Origin of the sequence: Tsuneonella suprasediminis (genome assembly GCF_003605755.1) — a bacterium.
Classification (GTDB): Bacteria; Pseudomonadota; Alphaproteobacteria; order Sphingomonadales; family Sphingomonadaceae; genus Tsuneonella; species Tsuneonella suprasediminis.
Genome location: NZ_RAHJ01000017.1, coordinates 1 through 18,439 on the forward strand (window position 1 = coordinate 1; position 18,439 = coordinate 18,439).

6 protein-coding genes are annotated in these 18,439 nt (G+C 60.5%); 5 read left to right on the top strand and 1 reads right to left on the bottom strand.

All coding sequences use genetic code 11. The annotated features are described in order from the left end of the window. From D6858_RS05595 to bamE, 4 genes are all read left to right on the top strand, one after another. The coding region (locus tag D6858_RS05595; protein WP_120108094.1) for a beta strand repeat-containing protein at window positions 1-9,333 on the top strand (9,333 nt) is incomplete at its 5' end. 27 nt (window positions 9,334-9,360) lie between these two features. Next, window positions 9,361-10,779, top strand: coding sequence for a TolC family outer membrane protein (locus tag D6858_RS05600; RefSeq protein ID WP_120108097.1), 1,419 nt, complete (start codon window positions 9,361-9,363; stop codon window positions 10,777-10,779). Further along, entirely contained in the window at window positions 10,776-14,231 is a 3,456-nt protein-coding gene (locus tag D6858_RS16100) for a type I secretion system permease/ATPase (RefSeq protein WP_240623717.1), read from the top strand. The genes D6858_RS05600 and D6858_RS16100 overlap by 4 nt, the downstream gene beginning before the upstream one ends. Before the next feature lie 22 nt (window positions 14,232-14,253). Then, window positions 14,254-14,691 carry an outer membrane protein assembly factor BamE domain-containing protein gene (bamE, locus tag D6858_RS05610; protein WP_120108099.1) on the top strand — a complete coding sequence of 146 codons (438 nt, stop codon included), beginning with the start codon at window positions 14,254-14,256 and terminating at the stop codon, window positions 14,689-14,691. Between the two features lie 48 nt (window positions 14,692-14,739). Here bamE and D6858_RS05615 read toward each other — a convergent pair whose 3' ends face one another. Next, window positions 14,740-16,260: a TadA family conjugal transfer-associated ATPase gene (locus D6858_RS05615; RefSeq protein WP_120108101.1), complete on the bottom strand. Its 1,521-nt coding sequence runs from the start codon at window positions 16,258-16,260 to the stop codon at window positions 14,740-14,742. A 341-nt stretch (window positions 16,261-16,601) separates the two neighbouring features. Here D6858_RS05615 and glmS point away from each other — a divergent pair, with 341 nt between their 5' ends. Then, on the top strand, window positions 16,602-18,425 hold the full coding sequence (glmS, locus tag D6858_RS05620; protein ID WP_120108103.1) for a glutamine--fructose-6-phosphate transaminase (isomerizing): 1,824 nt from the start codon (window positions 16,602-16,604) through the stop codon (window positions 18,423-18,425). Window positions 18,426-18,439: the final 14 nt, after the last annotated feature.

The following is an 18,439-nucleotide window of genomic DNA, read 5'->3' on the forward strand; positions in this document are numbered from 1 at the left end:
GGCAGCGTCGCGGGCAATGACAGCACGACCAGCGGCGGCGATCTGACGTTCGAGAAGGCCAGCGATCCTTCGCACGGCACGGTCGTGGTCAACCCGGACGGGACATATACCTATACCCCGAATGCCAACTACAACGGGCCGGACAGCTTCACCTATACCGTAACCGATCCGGCATCGGGCGAAACGCTGACCCGCACGGTCGATATCACGGTGAACCCGGTCAACGATGCGCCGACGACTGTCGGCACGATGGTCGATCAGGCCGATATCGATGCAGGCACGGTGACCGCTATCGATGTGACCTCGTTCTTCACCGACATCGACAGCCCCACGCTGACCTACAGCGCCAGCGGCTTGCCTGCCGGGCTGACGATCGACCCGGTGACCGGCGTCATCAGCGGCACGGTCGATAACTCGGCCAGTCAGGGTGGCACCGGCGGCGTGTACAGCGTGACCGTGACCGCCACCGATGGCGACGGCGCCTCGGTCGATCAGACGTTTAACTGGACAGTGACCAACCCCGAACCGGTCGCCACTGACGACACCGACACCACTGCGGAAGACACGCCGGTCAGCGGTAACGTACTGACCAACGACAGTGATCCCGATGGCGACACACTGAGTGTGGCGAGCTTCACCGTGGCAGGCGACCCCGCCACGCATACGGCAGGCGACACCGTGACCATCGCCGGTGTCGGTACGATCACCATCGGCAGCAATGGTGCCTATACCTTCACACCTGCCGCCAACTGGAACGGCACGGTGCCGACCATCACCTACACCGTCAGTGACGGCGAGGGTGGCAGCGATACCGCCGATCTCGATATCGTGGTCGATCCGGTGAACGATGCGCCGATCACAGTGGGCACGATTGGCGATCAGGCTGACGCGGATGCGGATACGATCACTTCGCTGGATGTGACTTCGTTCTTCGATGACATCGACAGCCCCACACTGACCTACAGCGCCAGCGGCTTGCCTGCTGGTCTGACCATCGATCCGGTGACCGGCGTCATCAGTGGGACGGTCGATAACTCAGCCAGTCAGGGTGGCACCGGCGGCGTCTATAGCGTGACCGTGACCGCCACCGATGGCGACGGCGCCTCGGTCGATCAGACGTTTAACTGGACAGTGACCAACCCCGAACCGGTGGCGACCGACGATACCGACAGCACCAACGAAGACACGCCGGTCAGCGGCAATGTGCTGACCAACGACAGCGATCCCGATGGCGACACACTGAGTGTGACCAGCTTCACCGTGGCAGGCGACCCCGCCACCCATGCAGCAGGCGACACCGTGACCATCGCCGGTGTCGGCACGATCACCATCGGCAGCACCGGTGCCTATACCTTCACGCCCGATGCCAACTGGAACGGCACGGTGCCGACCATCACCTACACCGTCAGTGACGGCGAGGGGGGCAGCGATACCGCCGATCTCGACATCACCGTCGATCCGGTGAACGATGCGCCGATCACAGTGGGCACGATTGGCGATCAGGCTGACGCGGATGCGGATACGATCACTTCGCTGGATGTGACTTCGTTCTTCGATGACATCGACAGCCCCACGCTGACCTACAGCGCCAGCGGCTTGCCTGCTGGCCTGACCATCGATCCGGTGACCGGCGTCATCAGCGGCACGGTCGATAACTCGGCCAGTCAGGGTGGTGCCGGCGGCGTGTACAGCGTGACCGTGACCGCCACCGATGGCGACGGTGCTTCGGTCGATCAAACTTTCGACTGGACGGTGACTAACCCTGGGCCGGTGGCGACGGACGACACCAACAGCACCAATGAGGACACGCCAGTCAGCGGTAATGTACTGACCAACGACAGCGATCCCGATGGCGATACGCTGAGTGTGACGAGCTTCACAGTGGCAGGTTACCCGGCCACTATCAGCGCAGACACTCCCTTGACCATCATTGGTGTCGGCACGATCACTATCGGCAGCAACGGTGCCTATACCTTCACACCTGCCGCCAACTGGAGCGGCACGGTGCCGACCATCACCTACACTGTCAGTGACGGCGAGGGGGGCAGCGATACCGCCGATCTCGATATCACGGTCGATCCGGTGACCGATCTGACGGCGGCTGACGACAGTGCGACCACTGATGAAGACACACCGGTGAACGGCAGCGTCGCGGGCAATGACAGCACGACCAGCGGCGGCGATCTGACGTTCGAGAAGGCCAGCGATCCTTCGCACGGCACGGTCGTGGTCAACCCGGACGGGACATATACCTATACCCCGAATGCCAACTACAACGGGCCGGACAGCTTCACCTATACCGTAACCGATCCGGCATCGGGCGAAACGCTGACCCGCACGGTCGATATCACGGTGAACCCGGTCAACGATGCGCCGACTATTACAGGCGGCAATCAGTCTGGCGGCGTGATCGAAGCGGGTAAACTCGACGATGGCACTCCGACCGCAGGCATTCCCGATGCAGAGGGGCAATTCCTTGCCAGCGATGTCGAAGGCGACACGTTGACATGGAGCGTCGCCGGAACGCCCGATACGACTTATGGCCAGTTCAGCATCGATGCGTCGACCGGCGAGTGGACTTATGAACTGAACAACGCGCTGCCTGCAACGCAGGCGCTCAACGAAGGCGATAGCGTCGAACTGACCTATACGGTTCAGGTCAGTGATGGAAATGGCGGCATAACAACGCGCGATGTTGTCATCACCGTTACGGGCACGAATGACGTGCCCGTTGCCATTGCCGATACCGATGCCGTGACGGAATCGGGTGTCCTCGACGGAGGCAACACCGCTACTGCCGGGGTCGATACGGCCAACGGTAGTGTGCTGACCAACGACAGCGATGTCGACGATGGCGAAACAGCGACGTTGACGGTCAGCGAAGTGGGCTTCGGCAGTACATCTGGCACAGTCGGCTCAAGCCTGTCGGGCACTTACGGCACTCTGGTGCTCTCCTCGAACGGCAATTATGTTTACTCGCTGGATAACACCAATTCTGACACGCAGGCTCTGAAGCAGGGGCAGTCGGTAACGGAAACATTCACTTACACCGTAGTGGATGCAAATGGCGCCTCAGACACCAGTACGCTGACGATAACTGTCACGGGAACGAACGACCGCCCGGTCATCACATCCGATGCCGCCGCCGCGACCGGTGAGGTTATCGAGGCGGGGACCGGCGTAGTCGGCGACGACACGGCAACCGGAACTCTGACGGCATCCGATGTCGATACCGATGCGACGCAGACGTGGAGCATCGCGACCACCAACGGAACATACGGCACGATTTCAATCGATCCGTCCACCGGCGAGTGGACTTACACCCTCGACAATACCAGAGCGGCAACCCAGGCTCTGAATGATGGCGATACCGAAACCGATACCTTCATTGCTCGCGTTACCGATGAATTCGGCGCCTATCGCGAACAGGTTATCACTATCAATGTCACTGGGTCCAACGACGACCTGACGGGGACTGAAGCGAACGCGGTCGTGCCGCTGAACGAAGACAGCGCGGCCACCGGAACCTTGCAGGATTACGTCTCCGATGTGGACGACGTGATTGAGCTCACTGGCTTCAGCGTCGATGCCAATGGCGATGGTATAGCGGAAAACTATCTCCCGGGTGCGACAGTCTCGCTTGCCGATGTGGACGGAAACCCGCGCGGTACGCTGACGATTGCCGAAAATGGCGATTACACGTTTACGCCGGCGGCAAATTATTCCGGCACAGTTCCGACAGTGTCCTACACGCTGGCGGAAACCACCGGTGGTTCGGGAACCGTATCGCAAACCATCGAATTCGAGATCACGCCGGTGGCCGATGCACCGACGATGGAAGCGAACAAGACAGTCAATACGACTGAAGATACAGCGCAATCGCTGGGCCTGATCGTGCCGGGAATTACCGACAGTGGCACCGGAACGGTCAATGGCGACAATCCGGAGCGTTTGGGCGAAATCACGCTGACGATCGGCGGTCCGGGGGCCAGCGGTGTCACTCTGTCCACCGGTGCGACTGTGCTGACGCCGGTAGGTGGCCAGATCACAATCGTTCTGACCGATGTGGACCATGTCTCCAGCGTGCCGGCAGAGAATAACGCGTCGGGTATCTATTACCTTTCGTCCATCGAATATGCGACGCTGGCTGCCAATCCGACGCCGGAAAGCGGGCAGGACTTCACTGTCACGGTGAGTGCCACCAGCTACGAAGTCGACGGCAGCGGTGCGATTCTGACAGGCGTTGCCGGGGCGACCAGCACGCAGGTTATCGATGTCGATGTTCTGGCCGTAACCGATGGCGCGACACTGACGATTGACGGTGGAAACAGCGTCAATATCGACAGTTCAGAGGATACGGTGATCGATCTGTCCGGGCGGTTTGCAGTGGCGCGCATCGACAGCGATGGCGCGTCCGGCACCGACAACGACGGAAGCGAGCAGCATTGGTACGAAGTGTCGGGACTGCCGAACGGAACAGTGGTGACCATCAATGGCGTGGCCACTACGATCAGTTCGGGGACTCCGGTTGCGATTTCTGCCGCATCCAGTTCGCTCGCCGCGCCGACAATCACGATCAACCCGCCGCGTAATTTCAGCGGCGATCTGGAAGACGTGAGTATCACCCTCAAATCACGCGATACGGATAGCGATTCCACGGGAACTATCGACACTGTTTCCAGTTCGGTCGATCTCAACCTGTATATCGCGCCGGTCGCGGGCGACGTGACGGCCAGCAATGTCACCACTGCGGAAGACACCGCTGTGGCGTTCCTAGCCGGGGTCCGCGTAACCGATACCGGATCGAGTGCAGGCACAGAAGTGATCGATTCAGTCGCCTTCACTGTGCCGACCGATTGGGTGGTGACCGCGCCCCCGGCTTCTGCCGGGTGGAGCTATACTCTGAATAGCGGTGCGGCCACGATCACATTCGACGACACGCTTACCGAAGCGCAGCGCGAAGCGATCCTGGATGCGTTTACGATCACTCCGCCCGCGCACAGCAGTGCGGATACCACCATCGCACTGTCGATCACCAGCACTGACAGCAATACGGTCAACAGTGTGGATGTCAGCGACACCGATACGGTTAGCCGCAATGTGAAGATTACAGTCACTCCGGTTGCGGAGCGGACCGACACCGATAGCGACAATGTCGGCGGCAACGATGTGACGATGATCGACGATCACGAGTATTCGGTTGCCGGGCAGGAAGACGCATGGTTCGCGCTCGGCACGAATTACACCGGCACGTCGAATACGAGCGGTGGCTACGATCTGCTGACAGGCTGGTCGAACGCAGACAGCGATGAATTCACCTATGCGGTTCTGACGCCGTCTCTGGCATCCGATACCCCTGCCGATAGTGTGATCGGGACTGAGTTCCGTTATTCTACCGATGGTGGCTCGACCTGGGTCACGCAGACATACGTTGGTGAGCCGATCTGGGTGGCTCAGCAGTATCTCGATACCTTGCAGGTCAAATTGCCTGCCGATGTGGCGGGTACGCTGACAGTTGGCGTTCAGGCGGGGACTGTCGATTACGACGACGATGCGGACGTAGCTACCGCTCCGCTCAACCCACCGAAAGTCAGCGGAACGGGCGTCAATGTCGCGGTAAGCGGATCGGCCACTCTCTCGCTTATCAAGTTCGACCCGGTTGCCGATGCAGTGACGATGGCGCTCAATGGCCGTGCTTCCGGTGTGGAAGACAGCACCATTCCGCTGGCTATCAAGACAACCAGTTCGGATGCGTCTGAAACATTCAATCTGACTATTTCGGACATTCCCGTTGGCGCGACTGTCACTTACGGGACAGGGGCAGGGGCGGTGACGTTCACCTCTACATCTGGGAATACCAGCTTCGAAATTGCGGATTTCAGCAACAGCACACCGCTGTCGATTACGCCGCCGCTCGACAGCAATGACGATTTCCAGCTCACGGTGAGCGCGGTGTCGGTCGATGGTACGTCGACGTCTGCGCCCGTATCGCGCACAATCGACGTCGCCGTTACGGGCGTTGCCGATGTGGCAACGATCACGTTACCTGCTGTTGAATACACGACGACCGAAGCCGTGCTGGATTCAGGTAATCACCGTACTGTGCTGAGCGATGTGATAACTGACGTTGCGTCAAACGATGGCGACGGTTCGGAAGCGACCACACTGCGGATCACAGGCCTTGCCGAAGACTTCAACGTAGTCGGCGCGACTATGGTGGTGTCGGGCACGGGCGCTGAACGTGTGTGGGTCGTATCGGCCAGCAATCTGGCGAACGTTTCGATTGAAACGCCGCCGAATTACAGCGGGACGGTCGGTTTCAAGGTGGCTGCGGTCACAACAGAAAACGACGGCGATTCCCGCACCGGCGACCTTGTCGATGTTAGCTTCACTGTCACACCTTCGCCCGAAGCGGTGATCACCGACAGTGCTACGCTGGTCGAAGATCAGGTGACCGCGCTAAATCTGGCGATTGTCCAGCAGGGCGGGGATGGCAACGAAACGCTGGGTCAGGTGTATATCGACCAGAATTACGCTGTCGGGGCGGACTATACGCTGTATCTGGGTGGCGTGCCGATCGAAACCGTAGGGTTGGCGACGACCAACATCTCCGGTGTCGATTACTACATCGTACCGGCGGGTCAGGTATCCGATCTGGGCGCTCTGGGCGCTGCAAACCTCGATGGAAGTCTCGGCACGCTGGACTTCCTTTACGAAGTGATCGATCCGTCGAACGACGGAACGCTTGCACCTGTGACCGAAACCAAGCCCGGTTCGCTTACATTGTCTGCCAGCCCGGTAACCGATCCAATCGATGCATCGATTACCGGTATCAATCTGACAACGGCGACAGGTTCGACAGCGGACAACGTTGCTGGCGACGATGCCTTGCCCGACACCGCCACAGTCACCGGCAGAGGCGCGGTGGTCGTGAACATGCATGTGGATTCCGCCGATATCGACGGAAGCGAGCATCTGGTGCGTATTCTGATCGATGGTGTTCCCGATGGCGTGACCGTGAGCGGCGCCTCGCAAATCGGTGCTGGCAGTTGGTTGCTGGTTTACGAAGCGGGCGACGCAATCTCGATCGGTTCGGGCGGAATAGACGTGCCGGTTGAATTCGTCGTCGGGATCGGCGCGGGTGATGGAGCTGCGAATATCACGATGACTGCGCTGGCGCAGGATCAGGGGCAGTCGCCAAATACACCGGCGGGTATCCAGACCGATACCGTAGGCTGGACGCTGAACACCGATCTCGGCACCGGTGGAGAATTCGCGCCGCCAACTATCGATGACTGGAGTTATAACGGCACGCCCGGTACGGAAGATACCGTCTTCGCACTGGGCGATGTGATCGATTCCGCTGTGTCCGTTGCGGATACAGGGCTCGATTACAGTTACACCGTTACCCTGACCGACCTGCCGCCGGGCAGCGTCGTTACCGGAATGATTCTGACGACTATCGGTGGTGTGCCGACATGGACTGCCACGACTACGGTTCCGGCCGGCGGCGATAGTCAGGCTGCGCTCGATGCACTGCTGGATGGCATTACCGTTACGCCACCGGCAGACAGCAATAACAACAACGCCAGCTTCGCGTTCGATGCCAAACTGATGGCGTCCGTCGTCGGCGGGCCGAGTGTTGAGGCTGACGAGCGGGCGGAAATGCCGGTTACTCCGGTGACGGACGAAGCCGCTATTTCCATCGCAGTTGCGGATGTGGACGAAGGCACCGACAGCGTGGTTGCCACGATTGCAGTCAGCGATCCGGCAGATGGTGCGTTCGGCCAGATCGTGGACGGCAAAGTCTATGTTCAGGTCGCAACCACCAATAATGACGGCGGCACAGTAACCGATGCAGGCGGGCTTGAAGTTCCGCTGACCACTGTGACCGGCGTGGCCGGGGTGCCCGATGGCGATTACTATGTCCTCGATGTGGGCACCGACGGTGGAGCGGTAGAACTCACCTACACCGCCGCGACCGGAGACACGCTGGTGCCGGGCGATGTAACATTCACGGCTATCGCGCAGACGCAGGAAGTGGGTGCCGCCAATATCGAAACGGCATCGAGTTCCGGCACAGCAGTGGTCGAAATCGCCAATAACGGCGTGACGGTTATCAGCCAGCCTGTCGTGGGTGACGAATCCGATGCCGCTGACAAGACCAACGCGATTGAGTTGAGCGGCCTGTCGGTTGCGCTGAATGACAACGATGGTTCGGAAACGATCCAGTCGATCCTGCTGGCGGGTGTGCCGGTCGGGTTCCTGCTCTATGTCGGGAACAGCGCGGGTGACGCGACTCTGGCCGATCAGGCGTCGAACGCTGGCGGCGATGGCATAACCAATACATGGGTGCTGTCTTCCGATGGAACACTGCCCCCATATGTCGCGATCCTGCCCGCGCCGAACTGGAGTGGTACGCTATCCGATCTGGCATTGGTGGTGGAATCGGGCGAGACCAGCCTCGACACAGTGCGTGTGGACACGGTCCCGCTCGAAGTGCTCACCGTAAATGCTGTTGCCAATGGTCTGACTATCGATCCGACACTGTCGTTCGGCCACGAAGGCAGTATTATCGATCTGAACCTCAACGCTGCGATGGCGGATGCTGTTGCCGCAAGCGCAGCGGTTGCGGATGAGAGCACGGAAACGACTACCCTGCAGCTCACCGGTCTGGGTGAATTCGCGGCGTTCTACATCGGTAGCGATCTGATCGCCGGTGTAACCTATGACTCAGCGACCGACACCTACACCATAACCGGCCTTTCGCAGGACGATCTGGACGATCTCGGCTTCGTTCAGGCTGAATCGGCGCTGGTCGATCAGGACAATACTACTGCCGGTACCCAGATCGAGGTGACGGCGTGGACGGTGGAAAGCGGCAACGGCGCAGAGTCTGCCCATGTCAGCGATATGATGACACTGGCAGTCTCTCCCACTCTCGCCACGACGGGGAATGACAATCTGATCTGGGATGGCGAAGCGATCAATGGGCGGGCCGGGACCGACACCGTTGCGCTGCGTTATGGCGAGGATCTGGATCATGGCGATCTCGCCAGCTTGCTGCAGAACGTCGAAGTGCTCGACCTCTCGGTGCCGGGCAGCAACAGCATCACTGGCGGGCTTTCGATCTCCGATGTGCTGGCGATCACCGGATCGAGCACTGGCACACTGACGATCGATGGCGATGCGGAAGATTCGGTCGAACTGTCGAGTGCAGACGATTGGACGACCGATGGTATCGTGACCAACGGCCATCTTATCTACACCAGCACATCTTCGGGTGTTTCGCTGTCGATCGACGAGGACATTCATGTGTCTTACGCAGCTTGACGGTGCCAGATATGCAGCTCGCCTGCCGTGTGTGCGACAGGCGAGCTGGCTGAGCGGCGGACAGCCACTGTGATATTCGGGTTGTTTCATTCAGCGTCCAGCTATCGGGTGCTGGCGATGGTCGCGGCCGGGGGATTGCCTCTGGCCGCGACTGCGCCTGTGCCTGCCGTCGCACAGATCGCGTCGCCTGCCGAACCGATGGACATGACGCAGGCCGTTCAGGCGGCTGTGCGTGCGCACCCCAGTATTCGCGGGGCACGGGCGCAGGAACGGCAGGCAGCGGAAGGTGTGGAGGCGGCAAAGGCCGGATATCGCCCGCAAGTTACCGGGGGGGTGGAAAGCCAGATCAACACTTATCGCAACAGCAGCTACGATTCCCGCTTCGTTTATACGGCAACGCTCAATGCATCGCAGATGCTGTACGATTTCGGCAAAGTTGCCGGGGCCAAACGGCAGGCGCAAGCAGGCGTTCGGGCAAGCGAGGCGCAAGTCGAACTGGCGATGGACGAGATTATCGTTCGAACCGCGCAAGCGTGGGTCGATGCGCGCACTCAGCAAAGGCTGGTGCAGATCGCCCGCGAGCAACTGGATGCAGTAACTTATATCAGAGGTCTGGTGCGCGAACGGGTGGAGAAAGGCGCGACTTCGCGGTCCGATCTCGAACAGGCCAATTCGCGCCTCGATTCATTGCAGTCGTTGCTTCTTGCTGCGGAGGCGGACGCGCAGCGGGCCCGTCTCACACTGATGCACCTGACCGGGCAGATCGCGCCGGTGGCGATCAAAGGCGACATCCCCGCTTTCCTGCAAAACGAAGCGTGCGAAGTGACCGCCGATGCCGATACCCCCGCCGTGCGGGTGGCGCAGGCGCAGCTCGACGGCGCACAGGCGCAACTGGACATTGCCAAGGCGGAACGCCTGCCGACCGTCTCGCTCGACGGCAGCGTGGGATACGCGCTGACCGATGGTTCGCGCCTGTATGGCGAATACCGGACGACAGGCCAGTTCGGCGTGAATTTTTCGATGCCGCTATATCAGGGTGGCGCGGCCGGCGCGCGGGAACGCGGCGCAGAATATCAGCTGCGCGCTTATGAAGACGCGGTCCGGCAGGCCCGGCTGGAAGAACGGCAAGGGCTGGCCGATGCGCGGGCGCAGGCAGCGGGATGGGCGTCGCGGGCACCTGTCATGGAAACCCGCGTGAACAGCATCGACGCCACCCGCGATCTCTATCGGCAGCAGTATCTGGAGCTGGGCACACGCTCGCTGCTCGATCTGCTGAATGCAGAACAGGAATATTACAGCGCCCGCGTCGATCAGGCGCAGGGGCTTTATGCCCAATACCGGCTGGCCGTGCAGTGCCTCTATCACAGCGACCGGTTGCGCAGTGCGTTCGGTGTGGATCAGGCATCCGCTGAACCGGCGCCCGATTTTGTGGGGCCGGTTGAATGACGGGGAACGATACTTCGATGCAGCAACGGCTGCAGTCGGGATGGCGCGATGCGGTGCTGGTTTCTGCCGCGCACTTCCAGATCAACGCCTCTGCTGAACATATCCGGCTGGCCTCGCAATGGAACGATGGTGCGTCGATCGAAGATCAGGCGCGCGAAATGGCGCGTCAGGCAGGGCTGTCGTTGCAAATGGTGCAGCCGCGACTGGCGGACCTGACACCGTGGCGGTTGCCGGTTGTGATCCAGCTTGCCGGTGGGCAGGTGGCAGTCGTCACCGCTGTCAGAGATGGCGAACTGACTCTGGCGATGACCGGCGAAGACGGTGCAGGTGCCACGCATTCCCTCGACGATCTTCAGCCGCATGTTGAAAGCATGGCGATCCTGCGGCCGTTGCGATCTGCCCGTGATACCCGTGTGGATGAATATATCGCGCCGGTGGAGGATGACTGGCTGCGCAAGCTGGTGCTGGTGGACTGGCGACCATACGCGCACATCCTAGTGGCATCGCTGGTGACCAATCTGATGGCGCTGGCGGGCGTGCTGTTTTCGATGCAGGTCTATGACCGCGTGGTGCCCGCGCAATCGATGCCGACGCTTTATGTGCTGTCTGCAGGGGTGCTGCTGTCGCTGATTTTTGCGTGGGTCATGCGGGATGCGCGGATGCGGATCACCGACTTGTTGGGCAAGCGGGCCGATCTGAGGATTTCCGACCGCGTGTTCGGCCATGCCTTGCGGGTGAAGAACAGCGCGCGGCCACGTTCGACCGGCACGTTCATATCGCAGATTCGCGAACTGGAGCCGGTGCGCGATATGCTGACATCGACCACGATTGCAGCGGCGGCGGATCTGCCGTTCTTCATGCTGTTTTGCTTGATCTTCTGGTTTATCGCCGGATGGCTGGTGGTAGTTCCGCTGGTCGCGTTCCTTCTGCTGATGATTCCCAGCCTGCTGGCGCAGAAACGGCTGCGCGATCTGGCACAGATGGGGATGCGCGAATCCTCGCTCCGCAATGCCATGCTGGTCGAAGCGGTGCAGGGTATCGAAGATATCAAGGTGTTACAGGCCGAACAGCGTTTCCAGCACCAGTGGAACCATTACAACGCGATCAATGCCGATTCCGGCCTGCAGATGCGCGATCTGCTCAACCGTCTCAACAACTGGATGCAGACGGTACAGGGCGCGGCATTCGCCGTCGTGATCTTCTTCGGTGTGCCATATGTGATGGCCGGACAGATGAGCACCGGCGTGCTGGTCGCGGCCAGTATTCTGGTCAGCCGGATGCTTGCTCCGCTGTCGTCGATCACCACTGTTCTGAACCGCTGGCAGCAGGCGAAAATCGCCGCTCAGTCGCTTGATCAGCTGATGAAACTGCCGGTCGATAACCCGCAGGAAGCGGCAACTGTTCAGCGCCCCACGATCAAAGGCGATTATCGTCTGGAAAACGCGGCGTTCAGCTATGACGGGGAAAGCGCGGCACTGACTGTAGCATCGCTGGAAATATCGGCGGGTGAACGGATCGCGGTGCTGGGGCGCAATGGTGCGGGCAAATCGACGCTGCTTCAGGCGCTGTCGGGCCTGATGCAACCGGCGGCTGGCTCGGTCCTGCTCGATGGGGTCGATCTGGCGCATATCGATCCCGCCGACGTGCGGCGCGATGTTTCGTTGTTGAGCCAGAACGCGCGCCTGTTCCACGGCACATTGCGCGAGAATCTCAAGCTTGGCGCGCCACTGGCAAGCGATGGAGATGTCATCGCGGCTCTGCAGGCTGCCGGGACGTGGGCCTATGTGCAGCGCTTGCCGCTGGGCCTGGATCATCCTTTGCAGGAAGGGGGGCTGGGGCTTTCGGGTGGCCAGCGGCAGGGCATTCTGCTGGCGCGAATGTTGTTGCGTAAGCCGCGCGTAATGCTGCTGGACGAGCCGACGGCCGCGATGGACGAAGCGACCGAGCAGGACGTTATCGCCAGCTTGCGCCGGGTTTCCGCCAATTCCACGCTCATAATCGCCACGCACCGGATGGCCGCAATCGAAGCTGTGGACCGGATCATCGTCGTCGACGGTGGCGCAATCGCGATGGATGGCCCGAAGGACGCTGTGCTTAATCGGCTGCGCGCCAACGCTGCCCCATCAAAGGAAAAGCAACCGGCCGACAAGCCTGCGCCGACACGACTGGTGGTGCGACCACGGGCACGTCCCCGATTCAGGAGAATCGGCATGACAGCAGGTGCCGGGTTGAAGGCCATGATGGGTCTGGGCAGCGATATCGACAGCGATCGCCGGGGCGGACCATTGCCCGATCTGGCCGATCTCGATGAAATGCGCGCGACGCGCTCCACCAGAGTCATCTGGATGGTGGTGTTGTTCCTTGCCGCATTCTTCGCGTGGGCGTGGTTCTTCGAAATCGATGAAGTCTCCAGCGGATCAGGCAAAGTCATTCCCAGTTCGCGCGATCAGGTGATTCAGTCGCTGGAAGGCGGCATTCTGTCCAAGCTGAATGTGCGGGAAGGTCAGATCGTGGAGAAGGGCACCGTGCTCGCTCAACTCGATCCGACCCGTGGTGAATCGAGTGTCGAGGAAACCGCCGCTCGCTATCGCGCCGCGCTCGCTGCACGTGCCCGACTTGAGGCAGAGGTAGCCGGACGTTCGCAGATCGCATTCCCGGCAGAGCTGAAGGACTGGCCGGAACTGAAGTCTGCTGAAACCGCGCTGTTCCAGTCGCGCCGGGCCAGCCTGAACGAAACGGTCAGCGGGCTGACGCAGGCGTTGACGCTGGCGCGGCGCGAACTGGCCATCAATCAGTCGCTGATCGCATCTGGCGCGGCGAGCAATATCGAAGTGATCCGTTTACAACGGCAGGTCGCGGACCTCGAACTGAAGCTGTCCGAAGCCCGGTCGCAATACATGGTCAAAAGCCGCGAGGAATATACGAAGGCCGATGCCGACGTGAAATCGCTGCAATCGGTGGTGCGCGGGCGCGAAGATACGCTGGATCGCACGACGCTGATCGCACCACTGCGGGCGATTGTGAAAAGTCTGGATGTCACCACTATCGGCGGTGTCGTCGCGCCCGGTGGCTCGATCATGACTCTGGTGCCGGTGGGCGATCAATTGCTGGTGGAAACACGCATTTCCCCGCGCGACATCGCCTTCATCCATCCCGGCCAGAGTGCTTTGGTGAAAGTGACGGCTTACGATTATTCGATCTACGGCGGGCTGGAAGGCAAAGTCGAAACGATTGCACCCGATACCCTGCGCGACGAAGTGAAGCCCGAAATCGTTTATTACCGTGTGCTGGTTCGCACCAATTCCGATGCGCTGGTGACGCAGGCGGGCAAGCGCCTGCCGATTACGCCCGGCACGGTAACCACCACCGACATTCGCACCGGTCGCAAGACTGTGTGGGATTACCTCACCAAACCCCTGAACAAAACTCGCGAGGCGCTGCGTGAGCGCTGAGACAATCAGAAAGGACTCTGTCATGAACAAGGTCACCAGAGCAGCGGCCTCCGCATCGTTGCTGGCATTCCTCTTTGCAGGCGCGGCGCCGGTAATGGCGCAAAGCAACCCGGTCGACCCGGTGAGCAACCCCAAAGCGCTCAACTACGATGACGTGGGCGTGCTTCCCAAAGAAATGAACCCGCCGTTCGTGCGTCGCGGTCAGGTGATCGAACCGAGCCAGCTGGACCGGATCAAGCCCGGGGTAACGCGGGAAGCGGTGCGCGCGGCGCTGGGCGATCCGGTGCGCTCCAATGGCTCGGCGTCATGGGATTATGACGTACAGTTCAAGATGCCGGAATCGGAAAACTACCTCGTCTGCCAATACAAGATCGTATTCGGAGCAGACGAATTGGTGAGCGAGACAGTGTGGCGTCGTCGCCAGTGCATGGAGCTGGCCCAGCCGACAGCCGTAGGCTGACCGCATTCGGGCGAGGGTTGCAACCGAGCTGTACTGGAGGCGTTGCCTTTAAAGGCACGCCTCCAGATAAGCCTGATCGAACCCGAACTGACGGGCCTTTTCCAGTGTATAGGGGCGCAGACCGCTCGGACGGAATTCGCCGAGGATTTTGCCGTCCTCGCTTTCGTCCAGATACTCGAACTTGAACAGTTCCTGCGTTACGATCACGTCGCCTTCCATCCCGATCACTTCGGTGATGTTGGTGGTGCGACGCGAACCGTCGCGCAGGCGTTTTACCTGCACGATCAGATCGACCGATTCCGCGATCTGGCGGCTGATGGCCTCTTTCGGGATCTTGATGTCGCCCATCAGGATCATGTTTTCCATACGGCCAAGGCATTCGCGCGGGCTGTTGGCGTGAAGCGTACACATCGAACCATCGTGGCCGGTGTTCATCGCGGCCAGCAGATCGAAACACTCCGCGCCACGAATTTCGCCCAGAATAATGCGGTCCGGGCGCATACGCAGAGCGTTCTTTACCAGATCGCCAATGGTAATCGCGCCTTGCCCTTCAAGGTTCGGCGGGCGGGTTTCCAGCGGCAGCCAGTGCGGCTGTTGCAGGCGCAGTTCCGCCGCGTCTTCAATCGTCAGCACGCGTTCGCCCGGATCGATCATTTTCGACAGGGCGTTGAGCATGGTCGTCTTACCTGAACCCGTACCGCCTGAAATCACGATATTCATCCGGCAGGCACCGGCGATTTTCAGCGCGGTGGCCATCTTATCGCTCATTGAACCGAAGTCCCTGAGCATATCGATCGTGATCGGCTTTTCGGAGAATTTACGAATCGAGATGGCTGTGCCGCGCAAGCTGAGCGGCGGCACGATCACGTTCACACGACTGCCGTCTTTCAAACGGGCGTCGGCCAGCGGTGTGGTCTGGTCGACGCGGCGACCGACCTGATTCACGATGCGCTGTGCGATCTGGAACAGGTGCTGTTCATCGCGGAACCGGATCGGCGCGATGACCAGTTTGCCCTTCTTTTCGATGTAGGTCTGATCAGGGCCGTTGACCATGATGTCCGAAACGTCGGGATCGTTAAGCAGTTCTTCCAGCGGACCGAAGCCGAGCAGTTCGTCGATCAGCACTTTTTCCAGTGCGAACTGTTCGCGCCGGTTCAGCGTGACCTTCAGCTCGGCCAGCACTTCCATGATGATTGGGCGGAATTCTTCCGACAGCTCTTCTTTGCTCAGCGAAGCGGCCGCTTCGGGGTCGACGCGTTCCAACAGGCGCGGCAGCACCTGTTCCTTGATCTTGTGAACGCTCGCTTCGAAGCCCGTGGCGGTGTGGGTTGATTCGTGCACCGCGTTGGCGCGATCGGCCAGCCGGGCCATCGCGTCGCCTTTGTTCGGGTGGTTGTCCAGCGCGTTGGCAGCGTCCGGGTTTTCGCCCGGCAATGGAGGAAATTGTTCGCCGCCACGATCCTTCTGCGGCGCTTCCGGCGCCCCCCGCATGGGGCGCGCAACGCCAAAGGTCGGTCGGTTGCCCGGCTGCAGTCCGCCTGGCCCGTTTCTCCGTCCGAATGCGCTCATTCCATATCCCCTGGGCGATCCAATGCATTGTGGCGGTTACCTGACGCCATCGTTACGCGTCATGGCAAAGCAGCCCTCTCGAAGTTTGGTGAATAAAACGGAAACCTTGCCGATTTCCTAAGATTGGATCGAATCCAGCCGACTATACGGCAGGCAACCAGTTAACGGGTCGCCTACCCTTGCATCGGTGCATCGCACGCACGACCTTGGCATGCATCTACCGTCACGCGGGCTTGCCCGGCGCGGCAAATCCGGCCACATCGGCAGGGCAACCGAATATCGGGAAACCTGCGACATCGTCTGCTCGCAGGCCCCCATCACATTGAAGGGCGTTGAAATTTATGTGCGGCATTATCGGTATCGTCGGTAAAGAAGCAGTGGCCGATCGGTTGGTCGATGGGTTGCGCCGCATGGAATACCGCGGGTATGACAGTGCCGGCGTCTGCACGATGGACGGTGGCCAGCTTATTCGCCGCCGGGCACAGGGCAAACTGGCCAATCTGGTTGAGGAACTGGCGGCCAATCCGGCACCCGGCACCATTGGGATCGCTCATACCCGCTGGGCCACTCACGGCGCGCCCACAGCCAATAACGCGCATCCCCATGCGACCGAGAAAGTTGCGCTGGTCCACAATGGTATCATCGAAAACTATAAGCAGTTGCGCGATGAACTGATTGCTGCCGGGCGCAAACTGGAAAGCGAGACCGACAGCGAAGTAGTCGCGCATCTGGTCAGCCAGCAGGTCGAAAGTGGTGCCTCTCCGCAAGATGCGGTGAAAGCGGTTTTGCCGCGCCTGCGCGGGGCATTCGCGCTGGCCATCGCGTTTCGCGATTATCCCGATATGTTGATTGGCGCACGCCTCGGTTCGCCGCTGGTGCTGGGGTATGGGGAAGGGGAAACTTATCTTGGTTCCGACGCGCTGGCGCTGGCCCCGCTGACGCAGAAGATTGCGTATCTCGAAGAAGGCGACTGGGCTGTGGTGACCCGCGACGGCGCGCAGGTGTACGACGCCGATAACAATCCCGTCGAACGCGAAGTAACCACCTCGGGAGCGTCGGCAGCGGCTGTGGAGAAGGGCAATTATCGCCACTTCATGCAGAAGGAGATCTTCGAACAGCCGACCGTCGTGGCGCAAACGCTGGCGAGCTATATTCACCGCGCGGATAACGCTGTGGCTCTGCCACAAGTGGATTTCGATCTCTCGACGGTCAAGCGCATCACTATCGTGGCGTGCGGCACGTCCTACTATGCAGGGATGGTCGCGAAATACTGGTTCGAAACATTCGCGCGGGTGCCGGTGGACATCGATGTCGCCAGCGAGTTTCGTTATCGCGAACCCGTGCTGGAAGAAGGCGGGCTGGCGCTGTTCATTTCGCAGAGTGGCGAAACTGCAGACACTCTCGCAGCCCTGCGTCACTGCAAGGAAGAAGGGCAAACCATCGGCGTGGTGGTCAACGTGCCCACCAGTTCGATGGCGCGCGAAGCGGATCTGTTGTTGCCTACGCACGCCGGGCCGGAAATCGGCGTGGCGAGCACCAAGGCGTTCACGTGCCAGCTTGCCGTGCTTGCCGCGCTGGCCGCTCACCTTGCAGTGAGGAAAGGGCGGATGGACCGCGCGGAAGAGCAAGAGGTGGTTCGCCACCTGCTCGAAGCGCCCGCCGCGCTCAACGCTGCGCTCGATTTCGACGACGACATCGCCAGCATGGCGCATCTTATCGCCCCAGCGCGCGACGTGCTCTATCTGGGCCGCGGCCCAGATTATCCGCTGGCGCTGGAAGGTGCGCTCAAGCTCAAGGAAATCAGCTATATCCATGCAGAAGGTTATGCGAGCGGCGAAATGAAGCACGGACCGATCGCGCTGATCGACGAATCGGTGCCGGTAATCGTGCTGGCACCGTCCGGTCCGCTGTTTGAAAAGACCGTGTCGAACATGCAGGAAGTGCGTGCACGCGGCGGCAAGATCGTGCTGATTTCGGATGAGGAAGGACTGGCCGACGCGGGCGAGGGATGCCTCGCTACGATTGCTATGCCCAAAGTTCATCCGCTGATTGCACCGCTGGTTTATGCCGTGCCCGTGCAGTTGCTCGCCTATCATGTCGCCTGCGCCAAGGGCACCGATGTCGATCAACCGCGGAATCTGGCGAAATCCGTGACAGTGGAATAGAGCGGATCACAAGG

Bases quoted from the DNA above. Each gene is read 5' to 3' on its own strand.
- D6858_RS16100 (WP_240623717.1), top strand. From the start codon at position 10,776: ATGACGGGGAACGATACTTCGATGCAGCAACGGCTGCAGTCGGGATGG.
- bamE (WP_120108099.1), top strand. From the start codon at position 14,254: ATGAACAAGGTCACCAGAGCAGCGGCCTCCGCATCGTTGCTGGCATTC.
- D6858_RS05615 (WP_120108101.1), bottom strand. From the start codon at position 16,260: ATGAGCGCATTCGGACGGAGAAACGGGCCAGGCGGACTGCAGCCGGGC.
- glmS (WP_120108103.1), top strand. From the start codon at position 16,602: ATGTGCGGCATTATCGGTATCGTCGGTAAAGAAGCAGTGGCCGATCGG.